Origin of the sequence: Xenococcus sp. PCC 7305 (assembly GCF_000332055.1) — a bacterium.
Lineage (GTDB): Bacteria > Cyanobacteriota > Cyanobacteriia > Cyanobacteriales > Xenococcaceae > Xenococcus.
Genome location: NZ_ALVZ01000177.1, coordinates 18972 through 38394, shown reverse-complemented (window position 1 = coordinate 38394; position 19423 = coordinate 18972). Strand labels below are relative to the sequence as shown.

Below are 19423 nucleotides of genomic sequence, written 5' to 3'. Positions count from 1 at the left end.
ATAGACAAGTAACAACGCAGAGGTAACGCCCTATGTACACTACTCAACTCGACAACGGAACTCTTAACAACTATGCTGTTGAGCCCAAGATGACCTATGCTGAATATCCAGCAGTGTATGAACAACGTCGCTACATCGTTCAAGGTGCGATCGCTGCTCTATTTGTTACTGCTACAGTTTTGATTTCCTTTGCTGTGAGCTAACTATTTGGGAAAATTTAGCTAAACAACAACTTTCTAACTGACATTGATTTTCTCCTCTGATACCTGGGTGCTCGCACCGAGGTTTTTTGTTTTTGTAGCTAGAAAAATGCGATCGCCAATTTCAAAGAAGAATTAGCGCGGTGGGAGTGTCATGCTAAATCCGATTTTTAAAACCAACTTTTGAGGTTGACGCGGAGACGCTGTGACACGGTGACGCGGAGAGTTTTAAACCCTTAAGGATAAGTGAGATATGTCAACAGGATTTGGTGTCAATTGTGATATCGATCACTTCAACAAGTTATTATAAGGTTAGCATGAATGAGTAATGCTTGTATTGATTCTGTAAATAGCGGAAGCTAAAAATGTTAATTGAGTACTTATTTAGTAGTCTAATTCTGTTTGTACGCATAGTTACTATTCTAATTTTTTCTATTTGTTTACATGAACTAGGACATGGAATCGCTGCTATTTATCAAGGAGATGACACTCCTATCAAACAAGGTCATATGACCCTCAATCCTATAGTTCATATGGGAGTCCCATCTCTAATTTTTCTAGTCTTAGTCGGCATGGCTTGGGGTGCAATGCCTGTTAATCCCCATAAATTCAGAGATCCTAAATGGGGTCATGTTATTGTGTCTGCCGCAGGCCCAGCTACTAACTTTGTGCTGGCTATCGTAGCTGTCTCACTGATTAAAATATCTGGGGGGAACTTTTTGGAAAATATTATTAGTTTTGACTTCCTGAGATTAATTGCGCTATTCAATTTTGCGTTAGGAATGTTTAATTTATTGCCAATTCCTCCCCTAGATGGATTTCATGTTGCTAGCGAATTTTTCCCTGAGATGAAATCCTTTGCTAATAGTCAGGCTGCTATGGGATTGTTAATGATTTTGTTCATTACTGGCGCAGGAAGTGTATTTTTCACCATATCTAACATGATGGTTAAGTTTCTGGTTAATTTGTGAATGAGTAATAAGGAAAATTGAGCTCTCGCTTCAAAAATTGCGTTAACCTGTAGATTAATAACACTAATAACTCATAGAGCATTCGAGCAGAATATTATGACATGGCGCGGTTCGACAGATACTAAAGATAAAATTTTTGCGGCTTTAGTTTACTCAGTACCTCTATACTATGGCTATAATGCATTTGGGGGTTCGATATTAAGGTCTTTTCCTAGGATATTCCTAACTTTGATCGAAATTTTCCTGATGCCACTGAACCTTATTTACAGCAGTTTACCCTTTGCTGATTTCATTCTTTTCCTGGTTTTGTTTTTAGCTGTCGTCAGAAATGATCGCATTTCTCATTTTATTCGGTTTAATACCATGCAAGCCTTACTCCTCTACATGGCGGCAATTTTGGTGGGTATGGGATTGCGAATTTTAGGGTTGGGAATCATTGCTTCGGTAGTCAATCCTATTTGTTTTACGGTTATCTTAGCGGTTTGCCTGTACTCAATTATCAAGTCTGCCCAGGGAAGTTATCCCGATATTCCTGGTATTTCTCCAACTGTTTATAATCAAGTACCTTAATCAGTGATCAGTTTTCAGTGATCAGTTATCAGTTAAGAAATCTATGTCTAGGTTGAGGGCGGGGTTGTTTTCCCAGCGATCGCCGATATGGGCATAAATACAAGTGGTTCTAGGGTCACTATGTCCTAGTAAGTCCTGCACTTGACGCAGTTCTGCGCCATTTCTAAGAGCTAAAGTTCCCGCAGTATGTCGCAAACTATGAGCAGAGATTGTCCTGCCTGGATTATGTTTGAGATCGGCTTGATTAAGATAACGATCAACAATTAACCTAATTCCCCGACGGGAAACTCTTTTTCCTGGAGAACGATTGCCCACGGCAATAAATAAAGGAGCTTTTGGTTTGAGAACGCCACCATTGTTTTCCCTGATCTTGAGATAAGTAACCAGAATTTTGGCGATTTCTGGAGTTAGGGGCACGACTCGAATACTCCTTTTCCCTTCCACTCGAATACCAAGATTGTTACCTTGTCTGACTAGGTCAGCAATATTTGCTCGGTGCAACTCAATGGTGCGAGTTCCTTCTAATGCCATGATGGCTATGATTGCGCGATCTCTGGAAGTTTTGATGGTGCCATCATGAGGAATTACTTGTAATAAAGCCTCAACTTCATTTTGTTCTAAGAAAGTAATTTTTTCTGCGGGATCTCTTTTTTCCCTTGGGGGCTTGACTCCTGCCGCAGGATTAAAAGAAATGAGCCCCCTCTCCAGAGCAGCTTGGTAAAAGCGCCTGACTACCGCCAATTTTAAAGAAATAGTTGATGGTTTATATTTCTTGGCACTAATCATCCAACGACGATAACGTTTGATATCATCTTTGCTGACGGTGACTGGATCGAGGTGGGTGCGATCGCACCACAAGAGAAACTGCTGTAACTGGCGACGATAGGTTTTTAAGGTATCCGATGCGGCATCCCCTGCACTAACATCAATATCCAAAAATTCCGCAAAGACAGCTAGTAAATGGTCTGTTGTTGCTAGAGTTATTGGCGATGATGTGGTGGCAAGCATAGACTACAACAAATTGGAGTAAACGAAGGCAGAGGGCATTCTTAAAGGATAACCTCATTCGAGGACAAGTCAATTATCAGTTGAATAAATCAAAAAACTTGAGGAAGAATTCTCTAATGCCAGCTAGCAATAGAATAGCCATTTGCATTGACTTATTTATTTTAATACTGGTATTGGCATTCATGATGTTCGGTATTGGTAATTATGGCTTATATGAGCCCCATGAAAGTCATTTTGCTATGGTAGCTAGAGAAATGCTGTTACGGGGGGACTGGATTACGCCTCATCTCAATGGCTCGCCCTATCTAAATAAACCACCGCTACTGTATTGGCTAATCGCGATCGCGACGAAGATTTTTGGGGATACAGAGTTTGCTGCTAGATTACCTTTAGCAATTGCTGGTTGGTTGGGAATCGTCGTTGTTTGGCAATGGAGCCGAGAGTTGTGGGGTATGGCAGCAGGAAGAGTTGCACTTTTGATGTTATCTGTTTCTTTAGGTTGGTTTATTTTTACCCATCAAATTTTAATTGATGTTTTACTGGGAACTTTGCTGATTGCTAGTAATTATTTTTTGTGGAAATTGCTGAATAAACCTCAGTCTTGGCTATATTTTGTTTGTTTCTATAGCTCTGTTGCCCTGTGTTTTTTTGCCAAAGGATTTATTGGAGTTGCTTTTATTGCTTGTGGCTATTTTGCTTTAGTGATCATCCAAGGGAGAAAACAAATATTTAAACACACTAAATTAACTTTGGGTATTTTATTGATTCTGGCCTTAGTTTTGCCTTGGGCGATCGCAATTGCCCAAAATAATCCTGGGTTTTGGCATTACTTTCTGGTTAATGAACATTTCAAGCGCATTTTCGATCTACGGATACCTACTGACTATGAAGTTTCAAAAGTTAGTGCCTGGGGTTATTTAGGGCTGACAGTGGTTTGGTGTTTGCCTTGGAGCTTATTTTTCCCTTCTACTCTCAAGTTTGCTTGGCAGCAATGGCAACAAGAGACTAATTATAAAAAAATAAAAACTGATAATAATAGGGCTGAGGCGATCTCGCTACTTGCGATCGCGTTTCTCTTACCAATAGTAATTTTTCTGCCTCTGTCTTCTCGTTTGATCTATTACAGCATCCCGGCAATTCCTCCCTATATGATACTTTGTGCAGGATTTTATAGTCAATATTTCATCCAAGAAAATCGCCCAGATCAATGGCAGAATTTATCGGGAATTACCAAGAAAATACATAATGCAAAATATCGACCCAGTAAAAGTCATCTGATCTATGGAGCTATCTTTATTTTCATCGGTCTAGTCTGTAGCTTAGTTATTATTGCGATCGCAGATTTAAACAATATGCTACAAAGCCTAGATTCTGAGGCTTCTTTAATCAGTCTCACGGTCGCGGTCACCATTGTTTTATCTCTGGGTTATCTGATTTCGGGAATGGGGATGCTACGAAAAAATTATCCATTATCTCTATACAGCTTAGTGGTGAGCTTTATGATTATCTATCTCGCTATCACTGTGGGCTTAGGTTTTCAGCAGTATATTCGCTCTAGTAAGAGCTTAGTTCAAATTGCCGAAAATCATCTGGGAATAGATACCCTATGGATTTTCGAGGGTTCGCGAGAAATTGGTGCGGCTGCGGGGATTAGTTACTATCTCAATCAAGGCCAAAATTACACTAAAGACAAAGTATTTGTTGGTGATATCAAACGACTTCCCATGGGATGGTTATCGGGAAAAGATGATTTAGTTTATCGGAATGTTTTAGTTTTAGAGGATGGGGGAGAAAATCGACTTCCTCCAGAGTTTCCAGGAGAAAAGCCTAGCTATTTGATTAATAAACAGCAATTACAAGCTTATTGGTATGGCGATCGCGCTGTGGTGTTCGTGACAGATTTTTTACGCCAACCGAGTAATAGAGAAGATCCTTTGAATGCTAATTTACCTGAGCCGGAGGGAAAACCATTGTTTGCGATCGGGCAACGAAGACTATATGGCAATCGAGCAACGAGAGCAAATCTGAAGTAGTTTAAAAGATCTTGTCGGCTGCGGTAAATAAGAATTCAAATTCTCTCCTACTAGATAACATGTAAGCAATTTAGAAAAAAATTATGATTACTCTTTTCCACAATGAACTTTTTCTACTTATCAGCATTATCACTCTATTTACAGCCTTTATGTCTCCCACTCTTTGTTGGCTAATCGCTGCGGGCAATCGTCACTAAAATATTTATTCTTGGGTACTCACTGCAATAATAGTGCCATTAAAATCATAGGTTCTTCCTTCTAAGCGAATGGGAGTACCAATTTTTATTTTTCTAGCTCCTTCCAAGATCACGCCATCCTCTGTCACTTGGGCTTTTCCACTTAAAGTCATAATCATATCTTTGATCAAAGCCACTTCAGGGCGAGGGTCGGGCAGAGCTTTTACCGTGCCATCGGGTTGAGGAACAGGAGTTGTTCTGGGGAGGGTTTCAGTGGATAAGATTGAGACTTCTCCTGCGGGTTGATTCCGAATCACAATACTTACTTCTTGATTGTCGGCAAACTCTTGCAATAAAGCATCAAAATCCCCAACTCTCAACCCCCGAATCATAACCCCAACTTCTACAGGTTGTAACTTGCTTTGGGCGATGCCTTGAGTTACGGGAGCCCCTGGAGAAAAGAAAATTGCCGCGATCGCGATTAAAATAACCATCGCAGCACCTAGATCCAAAATACTGATTTTCCCCAATAACCTTCCCTGAGCATCGATAATCTTCATAATGCGATCGTCCTAGCAATAACTTATACTTAGTCAACAAAAACCAACATAACAAAACAAAGTTAGTATCGCGATCTCGAAAATCCAATTCTTTCGTCAGCAGGCACAATGATTCACGCTATTATGAGTCAGGTTATTAGGAATAATAAGATCTAGCATGAGTTTACAATTACGAGTTTACGTTCCCGAACATCCCCTAATTAAGCATTGGCTGGCTGTTGCCCGCGATGCCAATACGCCGACCGTATTGTTTAAAACTGCGATGTCAGAACTGGGACGCTGGCTAACCTATGAAGCCACTCGTAATTGGTTACCCACTATCGAAACTACTGTCCAAACTCCTCTCTCAACCTGTGACGCTACTTTTATTAACCCCGAAGTACCCATGGGAGTGATTCCCATATTAAGAGCGGGCTTAGCTCTATTAGACGGAGCGCAAAATATTTTACCTGTTGCTTCTACTTATCATCTCGGCTTGTCCCGTAACGAGTCCACTTTAGAGGCTAGTTGTTACCTCAATAATTTACCTGATAGATTTCCTCCTCAAACCAAAATTCTTATTCTCGAACCGATGTTGGCAACTGGCGGTTCGATTATGATGGCAATGAAAGAAATTACCAGTCGAGGCGTAGACCCCGCAGAAATTCGTATTGTTTCTGTAGTGGCTTCTCCTCCTGCATTAAGACAACTCAGCGAAAATTATCAAGATCTCCAGATTTATTCCGCTATTATTGATGAAGGGCTGAATAGCAAAGGGTATATTGTCCCTGGTTTAGGAGATGCTGGCGATCGCGCTTTTGGCACTTAAGAGTCTGCTCTTAAATATATAATATAGTCACAGAAATTACAGGCAATCAAAGAGGCATTGATCGATGAGTCAAAAGGATGGTTTTGGTAGTGGTTTTGTTGTTGGAAGTATCATTGGCGGAATAGTAGGTGGTTTGCTCGGAGGATTGCTCGTCAACTCTCGTGAGAGACAAAGTGAAGATAGACAAAATAGACCCCTGGCTGAAGGAGGTCAATCGGTAGAATTTCCCACTGAAGAAAGTATTGAGGATGCCCGTCACCGCCTGGAAGACAAAATTGCACAACTTAATTTGGCGATCGACGATGTTCGTCAACAACTCGAAACTGTTAACGGAAACTCAGCCGAGCCAGACTAGGTTACTAAGGGATGAGGGATGAAGGATGAGGTCTGAGGAGTTAGCGCTAGTTTTACGGGGCAAGTAGCTAAAAGCAAGTAGTATTGCCTGATCTTCTGGGCCACTGGAAAACTGCCACGCAAACAGTTGCGTGACTAGTGGACGCGGCGTAAATAAGCTATCTATCAACGAAGGGCAAAAAGCTAATGCATCAATACTTATTACTTATTACTCATTACTCATTACTTCCGCGCAGCGGCACTAGCGCCGGTGCTGTACAAAGTTAATTTCCTTGATTATCCTACTCTTGCTGAATCATTTCCTGCCCAAATTGAGGTGAGGTTTCGGCATTACTTCTCGATGGCGAATAGTAAGAAATCATGAGTAAGGGCAGGGTTATTGTCGAAACAGCAATTAGAGTTCCTAAAATACTTGCCCACCTACGAGGAGGAGAATCGACTTCTTTACCAGAAAGCTGGCTGAGTTCCATATATGGAGAAAATTGAATTCGGTACGAACTACAAGAATGTTAGTAAAAACTAATATTCTCTTAATGACAATTCTAACTATATTCTGAAATAAAAATGGTATTCTGAATCACGATAATCTTAAATTTTTCTTAAGCGCACCTATATTAGGAATTTTGATTAAAAATTAAATGACAGAAGAATCACAGCAAAGCTTCCATCATCTTTCTGTACTGAGTAGAGAAATTATTGCAGGATTAAACATTGTACCCCAAGGACATTATTTGGACATGACAGCTGGTGGTGGTGGGCATACGGAGTTGATTCTCAACCATGACTCAGAAGTAAAAGTAACAGCAATTGATCGCGATGCAGTGGCGATCGCAGCAACCAGTGCCAGATTAGCCGAGTATATGCCCGAGCGTTTGCAATTTTGGCAAGGCAACTTTGCCGCTTATGAACCAGGAGATTTTTTATTCGATGGGATTATTGCCGACTTGGGAGTGAGTTCGCCCCAGCTAGATACTCCCGAGAGGGGATTTAGTTTCCGTCATACTGCCCCGCTAGACATGAGGATGGATGCCAATCAATCTCTTACCGCAGCAGATCTGATCAACTATGAAAAAGAAGTTACCCTCGCAGATATCTTTTATAAGTATGGCGAAGAGAGATTTTCCCGTCGGATCGCCAAAAATATTGTGCAAAAGCGTCCTTTTCAAAGCACAACAGAACTTGCAGAGGTGATCTCGCATTCGGTTCCAGCCAAATATCGTTACGGAAAAATTAATCCGGCAACTAGAGTATTCCAGGCATTAAGAATTGCCGTCAATCAGGAATTAGAATCTTTAGAAACCCTAATCCTCAAGTCCCCTTTATGGCTCAAACCTGGAGGAATCATCGGAATTATTAGCTTTCATAGCTTAGAAGATCGCATCGTTAAACATGGCTTTCGTAACCATGAGCACCTAAAAGTCATCACCAAAAAACCCCTCTATCCCCAAGATGATGAGCAAAGAACCAACCCTCGTTCTCGCTCTGCCAAATTAAGATTCGCGAAGAAAATTGAAAATTAAAAATTGAAAATTGATAACCGTTCCCCGTTCTCTTAAACTTCTACTTTCTCGTTTTACTACGGAACATCAGTTGATAATTTAAATTCGGGCTTCAAAAGCAATTCCTTCATCAAGAAAATTGGGGAAATTAGCTCTAATCCCATGAGCTTCGTCACCGGCAGCATAAAGGTAAGTCCCAGGGACGTTGGAATTTTGAAAGCGAGAGAAGGCATGTCCTTGATTAGATCCAGCTCCATGAACATAAAAGGCAATTCCTTCATCGGTGAAACTACTAGAAAAATTAGGATCGGCATTAATGCCATTGCGTTCTGCCTCTCCCACGAACAAATAGGTTCCTGGCAGTTGATTGCTTTGAAGACGGTAAAGGGAAATTAAATCATCATCAGGATGAATAGCAGCATTAAATGCGACCCCTTCTTCAACAAACCCAGGAAGATTACTGCGAATATTTTGGGCTTCGTCCCCTGCGGCATAAATATAAGTTCCGGGAACATTGGAATTTTGGAAGCGGAAAAACGCTGTATCTAGTAATGGATTATTGCCATTTCCGCCAGAGCCCCCAACCTCAACGGAAAAGGTATCTTCTATAAAATCACCTGATAAATCTGTAGCCCGAATTGTAATTTCTGCTGAGCCTAGTTGCTCCGGTGAATAATCTAAAACAAGTTGATTATTACTAATGATCGGATTTACTAAACTAGGATTAGAGTTCCCCACCACGGAAAATGCCAATTCAGGTCTTTGGGAAACTGAGATATTGTTATAGCGAACAAAATTCTCGTCTCCTGTTACCCCAGGATTATTTGGATCATTAAAAATGAGCGGCAAATTAGTAAAGGCACCTTGACCAAAAAAACTACTGCCATCAACTATCGGCAAAGTTGCGATCGCATCTATATTAGCAAGATCGCTCTCAGCCAATACTTCTCCAAAAACCGTGAATCCGCCGTTTTGATTATCAAGATTTACCGAATTGTCAGCTAAATTAAAAAACCATTGATTGGTGGCACTATTAGGATCACCACCGAGTTTCGCCATGGCGATCGTGCCCCGAAGGTTAGAACGTTCGACACTAAACTCATTGACGACAGGATCATCACTCGGAATTACACCAATCGCATTGGGAGGATTGTCTAAAGAGTTTGCTAATCCATCGGCGGTGAAACCGCCCCCTTGAATAATAAAACCAGGGACTGAGCGATGAATAATCGTGTTGACATAATCACCAGCTTCAACATAGCTGAGAAAATTTTGCGTAGTTAACGGCGCACCTTGACCTTGTTGATCGAAGAGAACAACCTCAGTGATGCTACCGCGCAAATTGAAGCTAGCGACGAGTCCTGTGGAGAAGGGATCATCAAAGTGGCTAAATAGATTAATCGTGGCATCTGCGGCATTAATCGGTACAGTTACATCATTAAGTGGACTTGTAATAACTGGTAAAGTGGTCATTTCAAAGATCTATTTAGTGGGTATTGATTTCCGCTAGATCTTACTCTCGAAAAAACTCAACGCACAGAAGCTATTTTAAGCATAAAAGGATAGAGAGCCAGAAAGACACTGTAAAACAATTTATAGACAATCTGAAGCGGAATTCATCCTGGCATTCCGTCGTAAATCAGCCAAATACTGCTCGATCGCCACAAATTGAGGCAAATTCAAGCTGTAATACATCCAGCGTCCCGACTGACGAGCTCGGATCAATTTTGCTTCCTTGAGAGTTTTGAGATGGAAAGAAAGCTTAGATTGATTTACTTGCAGGCGATCGCATAATTCACAAACACATAGTTCTTGTTTTTGCAGTAGCTCTACGATCGCCAGCCTTAAAGGATCGGATAAGCCATGACAACCTGCCATAATAAGAATTGTATCGGGAGATGAACTAACTACCATCAGGTTTGACTAAAACAACATCCCCATTATAAGTACAAAAATACCGCGCAAACCGTTAATCATCAATTATGAGTACTACCGTTTCTCCAAATTCCATCAATTATCCAACCGCCACCATAGCTAGAGCCACCAGAGCCCTTTCCTGCTCTCCTTTTAAGCTAAACCTATTTTCGGCAATGCAATATCAGGGGATTTCCTTACAAATCATTGCGGAAGAATCAGGCATTAAAAAAAATTACACCATTAAAAATCTCACCGAAAGTCAAGCCGAATCATATCTTGTTTGGTTAATTAATGTCGGTTTATTACGGCGAGAAGTTGATGGGCAAGGACTTACAGATAGTTTTCGTCTCACTCCTCTCGGCAGACAATTGGTTACCCAATGGGAATCGGCAGGAAAATTTCCCCAACCCACAACCTCGGATCAGCTCTACAATTTTATTAATCGTTGGTTAGAATGGTCATTTTAAATATAGCTATATATGATTGCTATAAAGGTGAATATATAAATACATATTCAGTATCTTCCACTAAGGGAAATCTAGATGAAGGCAATAATGGTGGTGGGGACAACATCCCATGCAGGAAAATCTTTTATGACTGCTGCCCTATGCAGAATCTTGGCAAGACAAGGATGGCGTGTCGCTCCTTTTAAAGGACAAAACATGGCATTAAATTCCTATGTAACATCTACAGGAGGAGAAATTGGCTATGCTCAAGCGGTTCAAGCTTGGGCGGCGGGGGTCAATCCTCGGGTGGAAATGAATCCGATTCTACTCAAGCCGCAAGGTAATATGACCTCCCAAGTCATCCTTCGAGGCAAGGCTGTCGGTACGGTTTCGGCAGCAGATTACTACGAAAAATATTTTGACCTAGGTTGGGAAATTGTCCAAGAAGCCCTGTATCGCCTCTCCTTAGAATTTGATTTGGTGATTTGTGAAGGTGCTGGTAGCCCGGCAGAAGTCAACCTCAAGCATCGCGACCTCACAAATATGCGAGTGGCAAAACATCTCAATGCCACTACCATTCTCGTGGTTGATATCGAAAGAGGTGGTGCTTTTGCCCATGTTGTCGGAACCTTAGAATTATTAGAACCCAATGAGCGATCGCTGATCAAGGGGATTGTGATCAACAAATTCCGTGGCGATAAATCATTATTAACCTCTGGAGTCGAATGGCTGGAAAAACATACAGGAATTCCTGTATTGGGGATAATTCCTTGGAGCGACAATATTCTTCCTGCCGAGGATTCTTTAGATTTATTTGAGCAACGACCGAAAAAGCATCATAGTGAATTAGACATCAATATAGTCCGCTTACCGAGGATCTCGAACTTTACCGATTTCGATCCCCTAGAAGCTGAGCCCTCAGTTAGCATTAAATATATTAATTTAAAAGATTCTTTAGGACATCCCGATGCAGTGATTATTCCTGGGACTAAAACTACTGTTGCGGATCTCGTTGCGATGGAAAATAGCGGCCTAGCGCAACAACTCAGGGAATATTCGGCCGCAGGGGGAACAATTCTCGGCATTTGTGGTGGGTTCCAGATTCTAGGTCAACGAGTGATTGACCCCGAAGGATTTGAGGGTGAGCCAGGAGAATACAAAGGGTTGAATTTGTTACCCATAACCACTATTCTTTCTCAAAATAAAATAGCTCGACAAAGACAAGTCTATTCTCAATATCCTCAAGCAGGATTACCTATAGATGGTTACGAAATTCATCAGGGTCGGAGTCGGATCAACCAAAAAATGAAAATTGCCGACGAAGAGTTCTATCAAATATTCGATGATCCAGGTTTGGGATTGGTTAATAGCAGCCAATCTATTTGGGGTTGTTATCTTCATGGTATTTTTGATAATGGCCCTTGGCGAAGATCTTGGCTCAATCATTTGCGTAAGCAAAGAGGAATGTCTTCTTTAGCCACAGGAATCCCTAATTATCGAGAGGAAAGAGAAGCTGGTCTAAATTCCCTGGCTGATGTGGTTAATCGTAATTTAAATTTAAAATCGCTTTTTTCTGATCAGTCTTATTAGGGGAAGGCAGAAGGCAGAGGGCAGATGGTGTAGAGTAAAAAAAGGGCAGAAGCTAGGATCTAGGAGTTAAGATCATTAATTGTTGTGAGTATTCAAGTTCGTTTTTTACCAGATAATGTAATTACCAACGCAGAAGCTGGGGAGCCTATGTTGGAAGTGGCAGCAAGGGCTGGAGTATTAATTCCTACAGGTTGCCTGATGGGTTCTTGTCACGCTTGTGAAGTAGAACTAGGGGATGGAACTCCTGTTTGTGCCTGTATTAGTTCTATTCCTGGAGATCAACCAGAGTTGACCATTAATCTTTATGATGATCCCACTTGGTAGTTACTATCAATTTTTGATTACTATTTGTTTATGAGTCTGCAACAGATTACTGCCCAATTAATTAATTCTGATAATTTCCAACCCTATGGACAATTGATTACCCCCTCTGAAGATGGCAAGCCCTATGATCAGATGGATGCGCAGTTGGAATTAAATCAAGGGATTCCCCGTTTTTATATTATGCGACTGCATCATCGAGGACGGAAATTTCATCAAATCACACGGCACAATCTTTGTTCTCAATGTTTGGGTTCACTAGAAGGTAAAACTTGGTACATAGTCGTTGCCCCACCCTCAGAAAGTTCGCAACCCAATATAGAGTCTATGACTGCTTTTCGAATTCCAGGGAATTGTTTTATCAAATTAGAAGTGGGGACTTGGCATGCAGGGCCTTATTTTGATGATGAGCTGGTAGATTTTTACAATCTAGAACTGAGCGATACTAATGTAGTTGATCATTTCACCTATAATTTCTCTGCTCAGCAAAATCTCGAATTTGAAATTGTTGACTGATCGATGGGTTGCGCTTCAAAAAAAGCTAATTCACTCTATTGTGTAATCCCCTGATTTCCCTCCAGTTTTACTAATCAGACGAATAGCATCAATCACCATAGATTTCTCTAGAGCCTTTGCCATATCGTAAAGAGTCAGAGCCGCAACCGAAACCGCTGTGAGAGCTTCCATTTCCACTCCCGTCTCCGCTTTGGTGGTAACAGTGGCTCGAATCACATAGCCTGGCAAATCGCGATCGCTTTTCAGCTTGACTTCAATTTTCTTTAAGGGTAGAGGATGACATAGAGGAATCAAATCCGCAGTCTTTTTCGCGGCCATAATGCCGGCAATTTTCGCAGTACCTAAAACATCGCCCTTGGGGGCATTACCTGCTTCAATCTTTTCTAGAGTAGACAGAGACATTTTGACCTTTCCCTCTGCCACTGCTTGACGACGAGTTACAGTTTTTCCTGAAACATCAACCATCTGAGCCTCGCCCTGGGCATTAATATGGGACAGGGAATTTTTTCCTTGCATTGTTAGATTCTGTTGTGTTACTATTATTCCTCAGTGGGTTAATTTGGTTCAGGTTAATCAAACCAATTGGGGCGTGTAGCTCAGTGGACTAGAGCACGTGGCTACGGACTACGGTGTCAGGGGTTCGAATCCCTTCTCGCCCGTTTCGAAAATACTAAATCAAAAAATGCTAGGGCAAATTTGTACTTGTTCTAGCATTTTCTGTTAGGTATATTTAGACATCAACCCAAATACTACCGTCTTCTACACGGGTCGCAAAAATTGATAATTTCTGTTCCGAAGAGATTTTCCCTAATACATTTCCGACCACAGGAGGCCAAGGTGTCCAGTTTGTAACTTCGCCAGTGCATAAATCAAAAGCACTACGATGAAACGGACAAACAATTGCCCCATCTTCGGTAAGTTTCCCTTTTTTTAAAGGTAGTTTTAAATGAGGACAAGCGTTATTTACCGCATGAAGCTCACCATTACTGTTTATTATTAGAATTTTTTGGTCCCCAACCTTCACGACTTTGCGATCGCCTGAAGATAGTTCGTCAGCAGTTAGAACTTTAGTCCAACTCATATTTCTCCTGTTTTTATCTTATTGTGTTTTCTCTCTCTAAATAGTTTGCCGTAATTCTGTTCCGATGGGAATCATTCCTCTATAAACTAAAATGTTTTGTAAGAAAGACCAGTAATATTATGTTTTCCACAATTAAGTTAGAAGATTATTTTGATTTTTATTCTGCCAATGACATTCGGCTCAAAGGGCATCGAGTCGGTATTGAAAATATTCTTGATTATTATTTGGAAGGATATACGCCAGAGGAAATCAATGGTAATTTACCTAGTTTAAGCTTGGAAGAAATTCACGCGACTATTACCTACTATTTACACAATCGACCACAGATTGATACTTATCTAGCAGATTTGACGGAAGATCGAGAACAACGTTATCAAGAATTTTATGTCAATCCTCCTGCCATAGTTCGAAAGTTACAAGCAGAAATGGCTCGGCGAGTTACAAAAAAAAGATGAAAGTGCGCTTCTTGCTTGATGAAAATTTATCACCTCGGTTGAAGTTAGCAATATTGCGTCTTAACCCCCACCTTGATGTTTTGCGAGTTGGGGAATCAGAAGCTCCAGCTTTAGGTACGTTAGATCCAGACATTTTGATCTACTTACAAAGCTCACAGCGCATATTATTAACCGACAATCGTAAGAGTATGCCACAACATTTAGAAGCTCATTGGGCTTGCGGCGGATTTATTTGGGGTCTATTTTGGTTACGGCCCAAAGCGAGCCTCAGGGAATTAGCCGAGAACATAATTCTTATTTGGGAAACGACTGAAGCAGAAGAATGGAAAGATCAACTTATTTGGATTCCGTTACAGTAGTGACATGACTTGGTAACTTATTCTCAGAATCGACTTCATTTTGTCAAGTCGTGTAATGAAAAGTTAACATGCAAAACTCGGCCTCTGGGAGAAACCGAGTCACTTTGTTTCGACTATCATACGGTCAGATAAAATCTGATTATGAAGTTATTTGACAGCTTAAGTTGGCAAAAAAACCTTGTGCCTTCTAATCTGCTTTTTGAGCAAGTTCAACTACTTGAGTAAAAGCCTTGGGATCGAGCATTGCTAATTGGGCCAACATTTTACGGTTGAGGCCAATCTCAGCTTTTTTGAGCTTACCAGTAAGTTGGCTATAACTTAAACCATGCATCCGAGCAGCCGCGTTGATCCGAGTAATCCATAAACGACGGAAATCACGCTTACGCTTGCGGCGATCGCGATAGGCATTCCGCAAAGCTTTCATTACCTGCTGGTTAGCAGTCCGAAATAGCTTGGAATGGGAGCCACGAAAACCTTTGGCTAGCTTAAGAATTTTTTTACGTCGTTTACGGGCGACGTTACCCCTTTTTATTCTGGGCATAATTACTAGAATTTATTTCTATAAACGTTGAACAGATAAGGTATATCTTTAAAATCCGACAGCAAATATCAGTAAAATTTAGCTGTAAGGCATCATCAAACGCACGTTCTTTTCGTCAGATTCATGAACCAAAGTCAGATTGGAAAGACGACGACGAGTGCGCTCTTTACTTTTACGTTCTAACAAGTGATTTTTAAATGCTTTACGACGGACGATCTTTTTGCCACTACCAGTGATGCGAAAACGCTTGGCAGCCGACTTTTTGGTTTTAATCTTAGGCATGAATGAATTTTAATTCCACACTTCGACACAATTTCTCATTATATCTCGGTTTTGCTGTTTTTATGATTATTGACCCCAATATGAACATAAACATTAGTTCTGAGATTACTGAGCTTGCATCAAATTAACAAACTTCTCAAATAAATAATCTGCGTCATGGGGTCCAGGACTAGCTTCGGGGTGATATTGTACCGAGAAGAAAGGCAAGGTTTTATGTTGTAATCCGGCTACAGTTTTGTCGTTGAGATTGAGATGGGTAATCTCGATGTCTGCACCCAAGGATTCTGCTGCGATCGCAAAACCATGATTTTGGCTAGTAATTTCTACCTGCTGTGATAGGCCAGTGGGTTGATTGAGGCCACGATGTCCAAATTTTAATTTGAAGGTTTCTGCTCCCAAAGACAAGCCCAAAATCTGATGTCCCATACAAATGCCAAAAGTTGGCTTCTCTAGTTTCAACAACTCTTTGGCCAGAGCAACTCCTTCTGTCACCGCAGCGGGATCCCCTGGCCCATTAGAGAGAAAAATACCATCGGGATTGTAAGCTAAAATTTCTTCAAGAGAAGCTGTCGCTGGCACAACAATCACCTTGCAACCATAACTTGCAAGACGGCGCAGAATATTCCGTTTGATGCCAAAGTCAACTGCAACCACAGTAAAAGAACTAGCTCCTGTGGCCGGGGAAAATTCCCAACTAGCAGCTGTGGTTTCCGACCATTCATAAATTTCTGAGGTGGTAACATCTTTAACTAGATTCAAGCCCGCCATGCTAGGGGCTTCGAGAACCAGCGATTGCAATCTTTGCGGGTCGAGAATTTCTGTGGAAATTGCGCCATTCATCGCCCCTGTAGAACGAATTTTACGGGTTAGCGATCGCGTATCGATCCCATAAATCCCAGGAATGTTATTGCTTTGAAGATAGTCGGGAAGCGACTGAGTAGAACGCCAATTACTAGGACGATAGGTAACGTTACGAGCGATCGCGCCTTTGACATGGGGATGGGCAGACTCTTCATCCTCTGGATTAACTCCTGTATTGCCCAACTCAGGATAGGTAAAGGTGACGATTTGACCAGAATAACTAGGGTCTGTCAGGACTTCTTGATATCCAGTCATTCCTGTATTGAATACAACCTCACCAATGACGGTGCCTTTTGCCCCAAATGACCAACCATGATAGAAACTGCCATCTGCCAAGACTAATAATGCTGCTTGTTTCTCTTCTTGTGGCATATTCACTCCATCCCATCTTTAAAACTTGCTGTCCCAGAGAATAATCTACCAGTTATCTAACCAATATCAACCGATTATCTAAAAAAAATATGTTGATTTCGATACAATTATCTCGCATTGAATAAAGATGATAACAAGATTAACCAGTTGACGTTATTATGAGGAAGCTCGACAAAATATAAGCTCGAACAGGAAAACGGACAGCAAAGGTTTTAGTGGCAAAAGCATGAGTCCTAGAAAATTAACAGAAGAAGACAAACAGAATATCCTTGAGCTGTATCGTAGCTCGGAAGCAACTACTTCCACATTAGCAACTAGTTTTGGAGTCAGTAGTTCGACTATTAGTCGTTTCCTCAAAAATAGTCTTGTCAAGTCTGAATATGATGATCTGATTCAACAGAAACGCTTGGCTCGAACGGCAAAAGGAGAGGCTAAAGTCGCCGCTGCGGTGAACAAATCCGAGAAAAAACCACCAAAATCTAAGGCGCAAGAAATTATTTTGCCACCTCAACAATTAGAGATTGCGACAGAACCTGAGGAGCCTCCCGAGGAAAAATCGCTACCTAACCAGCTTATTATTAGCCATACTCCTCTCAAGTTAGAGAATAAAGAGGTCCCCACCGAAGCCGTAACTTCCAAGCCGACGCCTTCTCTGGTGGTTAAAAATGCTCCTATTAGCAAAAAGCCCATAATAGTTGAAGAAGAAATTCTCGATGACGATGATGATGATGATGTCGATGTTGCAGTTCTGAGCGAAATGCTAGGGGAAGACCTTGATGATATTGATGATGACGACGATGATGAGGATGATGATTGGGATTTGGAAGAGGATGAAGCCGCAAGCTTTCCCCATTCTGGTGCGGGAAAAGTTAGTCTGCAAATAAGACCTCTCGCCGAAGCCTCGCTGCCTCGGGTTTGTTATTTGGTTATTGATCGTGCCGCAGAACTAATTGTCAAACCATTACAAGATTTTGCTGATCTTGGTTCGATTCCCCAAAACGAAATTGAACAAAAAACCTTGCCCGTGTTTGATAATCATCGGGTAGCTAAGCGTTTTTCTCATCGGAGAGAAAAGGTGATTAAGGTTCCTGACAGTGAAATCATCAAAAAAACAGCTCACTATTTATATTCTAAAGGGATTACTCGTTTGTTAATTGAGGGTCAGATTTATTCAGTCTCTCTTGATTAGTTTTATCGTAGGAATTCAATTATGTTTTCTACAGGCGATCGCGTATAGCTTAATGAATCTTGGTCGAATTGGGAATGATAAACTTTAACCAAAGGCCACGAGAAACCAAAAATGGAGCGGGACGAAGTACTGTTAATTATCGGGAAACATCAAAAGATTTTAGAGGAGCTTGGAGTAAAGTCTCTAGAACTATTTGGCTCTGTGGCTCGTAATGAGGCTAATGCAGAGAGCGACGTGGATTTCTTAGTTGAGTTTTCTAAGCCTGTGGGATTGTTTCAATTCAGTCGAGTACGGCTTTACCTGGAAGAAATTTTGGGATGTTCTGTAGATTTAGGAACTCATAGGGCATTGCGGCAAAATTTACGTGAGCCAGTTCTTAAAGATAGTATTCGTGTCTTCTAGAGATTGGCGGCTTCTAGTTCAGGATATTTTGAATGCGATCGCGAGTATTCAGAAATCTACAGCAAATATGACATTTGAGGAGTTTTTAGCAGAAGAAACCATTGTCAAAGCTGTTCTCTACGATTTTATTGTCATAGGTGAAGCCGCGAGAAATATTCCTACCCAAGTGCAAGCTCGTTCCCCGCAAATAGCTTGGCTCCCGATGAGAGATATGCGGAATGTGATGACTCATGAATATTTTCAGGTGGATCTAGAAATCGTTTGGGATAGTATTCATAGTGATCTTTCTCTGCTTGCTTCTCAGCTTCAGAATTTACTGGAAAGCAAATCAAATCAAGAAGAGTAAATATCTAATACTAAATCCTGTTAAGAAACAACACTTAAAAGTTGGGAGAAGGCAGAGGGCAGAGGGCAGAAGGTTTTGAATCTATTTAAATTTCTCATTTAAAAGTGTGATTGCAAAATCGGATTTAGTATAATTACCTCATTCTTATGTTTGACATTGGTCATAAGGTGATCGCGTGATCAATTCTCTGCTATTGGCGATCGCAATTCAAAATATTTAACAATCTTTATTGTGCTCATTTGTCAGCTTGATAAATTGCTTGGGCTATAATTCTTGACGAGTAACGCCGCTAGTCAAAAATCCACGAAAAATTAAATCTAGAGACACAGATGGATCGCCGGATTCCTGCACTTATGATTTCAGTTCCTTTAATCAGATATTGTGTCGATGATAAAGTACGGTTAGTGTTAGATGTGCAGGGAACTACCATCACATCATCTAGAACTCGATTTAATCCATTTGCGGAAATAATTACTGCTGGTCGAATCTTGAATTGCTTGAGCTGTGTTGAAGGCATAGGAACTCGACACAAAACTACATCACCGCGCTGCCAAATCATCAGCAAA

The 19423-nt window shown here is 41.1% G+C and carries 27 protein-coding genes and 1 tRNA gene; 17 read left to right on the top strand and 11 right to left on the bottom strand.

The window, feature by feature from the left end; all coding sequences use genetic code 11:
* Nucleotides 1–32 precede the first annotated feature (32 nt).
* From psb34 to XEN7305_RS12865, 3 genes are all read left to right on the top strand, one after another.
* Nucleotides 33–203, top strand: a complete 171-nt coding sequence (psb34, locus tag XEN7305_RS28650; protein ID WP_006509877.1) for a photosystem II assembly protein Psb34 — start codon at nt 33–35, stop codon at nt 201–203.
* Nucleotides 204–565: 362 nt separating this feature from the next.
* Entirely contained in the window at nt 566–1171 is a 606-nt protein-coding gene (locus tag XEN7305_RS12870; protein WP_006509876.1) for a site-2 protease family protein, read from the top strand.
* 96 nt (nt 1172–1267) lie between these two features.
* Entirely contained in the window at nt 1268–1741 is a 474-nt protein-coding gene (locus tag XEN7305_RS12865) for a Tic20 family protein (protein WP_006509875.1), read from the top strand.
* Between the two features lie 21 nt (nt 1742–1762).
* Here XEN7305_RS12865 and XEN7305_RS12860 read toward each other — a convergent pair whose 3' ends face one another.
* Nucleotides 1763–2749, bottom strand: coding sequence for a tyrosine-type recombinase/integrase (locus tag XEN7305_RS12860; protein WP_006509874.1), 987 nt, complete (start codon nt 2747–2749; stop codon nt 1763–1765).
* Nucleotides 2750–2865: 116 nt separating this feature from the next.
* Between XEN7305_RS12860 and XEN7305_RS12855 the strand changes: the two genes are divergently transcribed.
* Complete coding sequence (locus tag XEN7305_RS12855) at nt 2866–4782, top strand: glycosyltransferase family 39 protein (RefSeq protein WP_006509873.1); 1917 nt, start codon at nt 2866–2868, stop codon at nt 4780–4782.
* Nucleotides 4783–4984: 202 nt separating this feature from the next.
* Here the strand turns inward: XEN7305_RS12855 and XEN7305_RS12850 are convergent, their stop codons facing one another.
* On the bottom strand, nt 4985–5518 hold the full coding sequence (locus XEN7305_RS12850) for a DUF4330 domain-containing protein (RefSeq protein WP_006509872.1): 534 nt from the start codon (nt 5516–5518) through the stop codon (nt 4985–4987).
* Nucleotides 5519–5675: 157 nt separating this feature from the next.
* Here XEN7305_RS12850 and upp point away from each other — a divergent pair, with 157 nt between their 5' ends.
* Both upp and XEN7305_RS12840 read left to right on the top strand, forming a co-directional pair.
* Complete coding sequence (upp, locus tag XEN7305_RS12845) at nt 5676–6326, top strand: uracil phosphoribosyltransferase (RefSeq protein ID WP_006509871.1); 651 nt, start codon at nt 5676–5678, stop codon at nt 6324–6326.
* Nucleotides 6327–6390: 64 nt separating this feature from the next.
* A complete protein-coding gene (locus XEN7305_RS12840; RefSeq protein WP_006509870.1) occupies nt 6391–6681 on the top strand; it encodes a hypothetical protein in 291 nt (96 codons plus the stop codon).
* A gap of 280 nt (nt 6682–6961) precedes the next feature.
* On the opposite strand, the gene XEN7305_RS12835 is transcribed toward XEN7305_RS12840, so the two are convergent.
* The gene (locus XEN7305_RS12835; protein ID WP_006509869.1) at nt 6962–7150 is read right to left on the bottom strand and encodes a hypothetical protein; all 189 of its coding nucleotides are present in this window, start codon (nt 7148–7150) and stop codon (nt 6962–6964) included.
* 168 nt (nt 7151–7318) lie between these two features.
* On the opposite strand from XEN7305_RS12835, the gene rsmH reads away from it, so the two are divergent.
* Entirely contained in the window at nt 7319–8200 is an 882-nt protein-coding gene (gene rsmH / locus XEN7305_RS12830) for a 16S rRNA (cytosine(1402)-N(4))-methyltransferase RsmH (protein WP_006509868.1), read from the top strand.
* 78 nt (nt 8201–8278) lie between these two features.
* Here rsmH and XEN7305_RS12825 read toward each other — a convergent pair whose 3' ends face one another.
* Both XEN7305_RS12825 and XEN7305_RS12820 read right to left on the bottom strand, forming a co-directional pair.
* Nucleotides 8279–9652: a peptidylprolyl isomerase gene (locus tag XEN7305_RS12825; RefSeq protein ID WP_006509867.1), complete on the bottom strand. Its 1374-nt coding sequence runs from the start codon at nt 9650–9652 to the stop codon at nt 8279–8281.
* A gap of 120 nt (nt 9653–9772) precedes the next feature.
* Nucleotides 9773–10093, bottom strand: a complete 321-nt coding sequence (locus XEN7305_RS12820) for a helix-turn-helix transcriptional regulator (protein ID WP_006509866.1) — start codon at nt 10091–10093, stop codon at nt 9773–9775.
* A 68-nt stretch (nt 10094–10161) separates the two neighbouring features.
* On the opposite strand from XEN7305_RS12820, the gene XEN7305_RS12815 reads away from it, so the two are divergent.
* From XEN7305_RS12815 to XEN7305_RS12800, 4 genes are all read left to right on the top strand, one after another.
* Nucleotides 10162–10563 carry an Npun_F0494 family protein gene (locus tag XEN7305_RS12815; RefSeq protein WP_006509865.1) on the top strand — a complete coding sequence of 134 codons (402 nt, stop codon included), beginning with the start codon at nt 10162–10164 and terminating at the stop codon, nt 10561–10563.
* A 75-nt stretch (nt 10564–10638) separates the two neighbouring features.
* Nucleotides 10639–12132 (top strand): cobyric acid synthase CobQ, encoded by a 1494-nt coding sequence (gene cobQ / locus XEN7305_RS12810; protein WP_040897709.1) that lies wholly within the window; start codon nt 10639–10641, stop codon nt 12130–12132.
* An 84-nt stretch (nt 12133–12216) separates the two neighbouring features.
* Complete coding sequence (locus tag XEN7305_RS12805) at nt 12217–12456, top strand: 2Fe-2S iron-sulfur cluster-binding protein (protein WP_006509863.1); 240 nt, start codon at nt 12217–12219, stop codon at nt 12454–12456.
* A 30-nt stretch (nt 12457–12486) separates the two neighbouring features.
* Entirely contained in the window at nt 12487–12969 is a 483-nt protein-coding gene (locus tag XEN7305_RS12800) for an ureidoglycolate lyase (protein ID WP_006509862.1), read from the top strand.
* Nucleotides 12970–12999: 30 nt separating this feature from the next.
* Here the strand turns inward: XEN7305_RS12800 and moaC are convergent, their stop codons facing one another.
* Nucleotides 13000–13485 (bottom strand): cyclic pyranopterin monophosphate synthase MoaC, encoded by a 486-nt coding sequence (moaC, locus tag XEN7305_RS12795; protein ID WP_006509861.1) that lies wholly within the window; start codon nt 13483–13485, stop codon nt 13000–13002.
* Between the two features lie 69 nt (nt 13486–13554).
* Between moaC and XEN7305_RS12790 the strand changes: the two genes are divergently transcribed.
* A tRNA-Arg gene (locus tag XEN7305_RS12790) sits at nt 13555–13628 on the top strand.
* 71 nt (nt 13629–13699) lie between these two features.
* Here the strand turns inward: XEN7305_RS12790 and XEN7305_RS12785 are convergent.
* Entirely contained in the window at nt 13700–14050 is a 351-nt protein-coding gene (locus XEN7305_RS12785) for a Rieske (2Fe-2S) protein (protein ID WP_006509860.1), read from the bottom strand.
* Between the two features lie 131 nt (nt 14051–14181).
* Here XEN7305_RS12785 and XEN7305_RS12780 point away from each other — a divergent pair, with 131 nt between their 5' ends.
* A complete protein-coding gene (locus XEN7305_RS12780; protein ID WP_040897715.1) occupies nt 14182–14505 on the top strand; it encodes a DUF433 domain-containing protein in 324 nt (107 codons plus the stop codon).
* Nucleotides 14502–14864: a DUF5615 family PIN-like protein gene (locus tag XEN7305_RS12775; RefSeq protein ID WP_006509858.1), complete on the top strand. Its 363-nt coding sequence runs from the start codon at nt 14502–14504 to the stop codon at nt 14862–14864. The genes XEN7305_RS12780 and XEN7305_RS12775 overlap by 4 nt, the downstream gene beginning before the upstream one ends.
* A gap of 187 nt (nt 14865–15051) precedes the next feature.
* Here XEN7305_RS12775 and rplT read toward each other — a convergent pair whose 3' ends face one another.
* The 3 genes from rplT to carA all read right to left on the bottom strand — a co-directional run bounded on the left by rplT (nt 15052) and on the right by carA (nt 16920).
* Nucleotides 15052–15405 carry a 50S ribosomal protein L20 gene (rplT, locus tag XEN7305_RS12770; protein WP_006509857.1) on the bottom strand — a complete coding sequence of 118 codons (354 nt, stop codon included), beginning with the start codon at nt 15403–15405 and terminating at the stop codon, nt 15052–15054.
* 78 nt (nt 15406–15483) lie between these two features.
* Nucleotides 15484–15687: a 50S ribosomal protein L35 gene (gene rpmI / locus XEN7305_RS12765; RefSeq protein WP_006509856.1), complete on the bottom strand. Its 204-nt coding sequence runs from the start codon at nt 15685–15687 to the stop codon at nt 15484–15486.
* 105 nt (nt 15688–15792) lie between these two features.
* Nucleotides 15793–16920, bottom strand: coding sequence for a glutamine-hydrolyzing carbamoyl-phosphate synthase small subunit (gene carA, locus XEN7305_RS12760; protein ID WP_006509855.1), 1128 nt, complete (start codon nt 16918–16920; stop codon nt 15793–15795).
* Nucleotides 16921–17146: 226 nt separating this feature from the next.
* Between carA and XEN7305_RS12755 the strand changes: the two genes are divergently transcribed.
* The 3 genes from XEN7305_RS12755 to XEN7305_RS12745 all read left to right on the top strand — a co-directional run bounded on the left by XEN7305_RS12755 (nt 17147) and on the right by XEN7305_RS12745 (nt 18857).
* Complete coding sequence (locus XEN7305_RS12755) at nt 17147–18109, top strand: hypothetical protein (RefSeq protein WP_006509854.1); 963 nt, start codon at nt 17147–17149, stop codon at nt 18107–18109.
* Between the two features lie 111 nt (nt 18110–18220).
* Nucleotides 18221–18511, top strand: coding sequence for a nucleotidyltransferase family protein (locus tag XEN7305_RS12750; RefSeq protein ID WP_006509853.1), 291 nt, complete (start codon nt 18221–18223; stop codon nt 18509–18511).
* Nucleotides 18501–18857, top strand: a complete 357-nt coding sequence (locus tag XEN7305_RS12745) for a DUF86 domain-containing protein (protein ID WP_040897706.1) — start codon at nt 18501–18503, stop codon at nt 18855–18857. Before XEN7305_RS12750 ends, XEN7305_RS12745 begins: the two co-directional genes overlap by 11 nt.
* Before the next feature lie 289 nt (nt 18858–19146).
* Here the strand turns inward: XEN7305_RS12745 and XEN7305_RS30335 are convergent, their stop codons facing one another.
* Nucleotides 19147–19374 (bottom strand): type II toxin-antitoxin system PemK/MazF family toxin, encoded by a 228-nt coding sequence (locus XEN7305_RS30335; RefSeq protein WP_202951276.1) that lies wholly within the window; start codon nt 19372–19374, stop codon nt 19147–19149.
* Nucleotides 19375–19423 lie beyond the last annotated feature (49 nt).

Bases quoted from the DNA above. Each gene is read 5' to 3' on its own strand.
- rsmH (WP_006509868.1), top strand. From the start codon at position 7,319: ATGACAGAAGAATCACAGCAAAGCTTCCATCATCTTTCTGTACTGAGT.
- psb34 (WP_006509877.1), top strand. From the start codon at position 33: ATGTACACTACTCAACTCGACAACGGAACTCTTAACAACTATGCTGTT.
- XEN7305_RS12850 (WP_006509872.1), bottom strand. From the start codon at position 5,518: ATGAAGATTATCGATGCTCAGGGAAGGTTATTGGGGAAAATCAGTATT.
- rplT (WP_006509857.1), bottom strand. From the start codon at position 15,405: ATGCCCAGAATAAAAAGGGGTAACGTCGCCCGTAAACGACGTAAAAAA.
- upp (WP_006509871.1), top strand. From the start codon at position 5,676: ATGAGTTTACAATTACGAGTTTACGTTCCCGAACATCCCCTAATTAAG.
- rpmI (WP_006509856.1), bottom strand. From the start codon at position 15,687: ATGCCTAAGATTAAAACCAAAAAGTCGGCTGCCAAGCGTTTTCGCATC.
- XEN7305_RS12775 (WP_006509858.1), top strand. From the start codon at position 14,502: ATGAAAGTGCGCTTCTTGCTTGATGAAAATTTATCACCTCGGTTGAAG.
- XEN7305_RS12825 (WP_006509867.1), bottom strand. From the start codon at position 9,652: ATGACCACTTTACCAGTTATTACAAGTCCACTTAATGATGTAACTGTA.
- XEN7305_RS12870 (WP_006509876.1), top strand. From the start codon at position 566: ATGTTAATTGAGTACTTATTTAGTAGTCTAATTCTGTTTGTACGCATA.
- XEN7305_RS12755 (WP_006509854.1), top strand. From the start codon at position 17,147: ATGAGTCCTAGAAAATTAACAGAAGAAGACAAACAGAATATCCTTGAG.
- XEN7305_RS12815 (WP_006509865.1), top strand. From the start codon at position 10,162: ATGAGTACTACCGTTTCTCCAAATTCCATCAATTATCCAACCGCCACC.
- carA (WP_006509855.1), bottom strand. From the start codon at position 16,920: ATGCCACAAGAAGAGAAACAAGCAGCATTATTAGTCTTGGCAGATGGC.
- XEN7305_RS12865 (WP_006509875.1), top strand. From the start codon at position 1,268: ATGACATGGCGCGGTTCGACAGATACTAAAGATAAAATTTTTGCGGCT.
- XEN7305_RS12860 (WP_006509874.1), bottom strand. From the start codon at position 2,749: ATGCTTGCCACCACATCATCGCCAATAACTCTAGCAACAACAGACCAT.
- XEN7305_RS12840 (WP_006509870.1), top strand. From the start codon at position 6,391: ATGAGTCAAAAGGATGGTTTTGGTAGTGGTTTTGTTGTTGGAAGTATC.
- XEN7305_RS12820 (WP_006509866.1), bottom strand. From the start codon at position 10,093: ATGGTAGTTAGTTCATCTCCCGATACAATTCTTATTATGGCAGGTTGT.
- XEN7305_RS12750 (WP_006509853.1), top strand. From the start codon at position 18,221: ATGGAGCGGGACGAAGTACTGTTAATTATCGGGAAACATCAAAAGATT.
- XEN7305_RS12800 (WP_006509862.1), top strand. From the start codon at position 12,487: ATGAGTCTGCAACAGATTACTGCCCAATTAATTAATTCTGATAATTTC.
- XEN7305_RS30335 (WP_202951276.1), bottom strand. From the start codon at position 19,374: ATGCCTTCAACACAGCTCAAGCAATTCAAGATTCGACCAGCAGTAATT.
- XEN7305_RS12855 (WP_006509873.1), top strand. From the start codon at position 2,866: ATGCCAGCTAGCAATAGAATAGCCATTTGCATTGACTTATTTATTTTA.
- cobQ (WP_040897709.1), top strand. From the start codon at position 10,639: ATGAAGGCAATAATGGTGGTGGGGACAACATCCCATGCAGGAAAATCT.
- moaC (WP_006509861.1), bottom strand. From the start codon at position 13,485: ATGCAAGGAAAAAATTCCCTGTCCCATATTAATGCCCAGGGCGAGGCT.
- XEN7305_RS12785 (WP_006509860.1), bottom strand. From the start codon at position 14,050: ATGAGTTGGACTAAAGTTCTAACTGCTGACGAACTATCTTCAGGCGAT.
- XEN7305_RS12835 (WP_006509869.1), bottom strand. From the start codon at position 7,150: ATGGAACTCAGCCAGCTTTCTGGTAAAGAAGTCGATTCTCCTCCTCGT.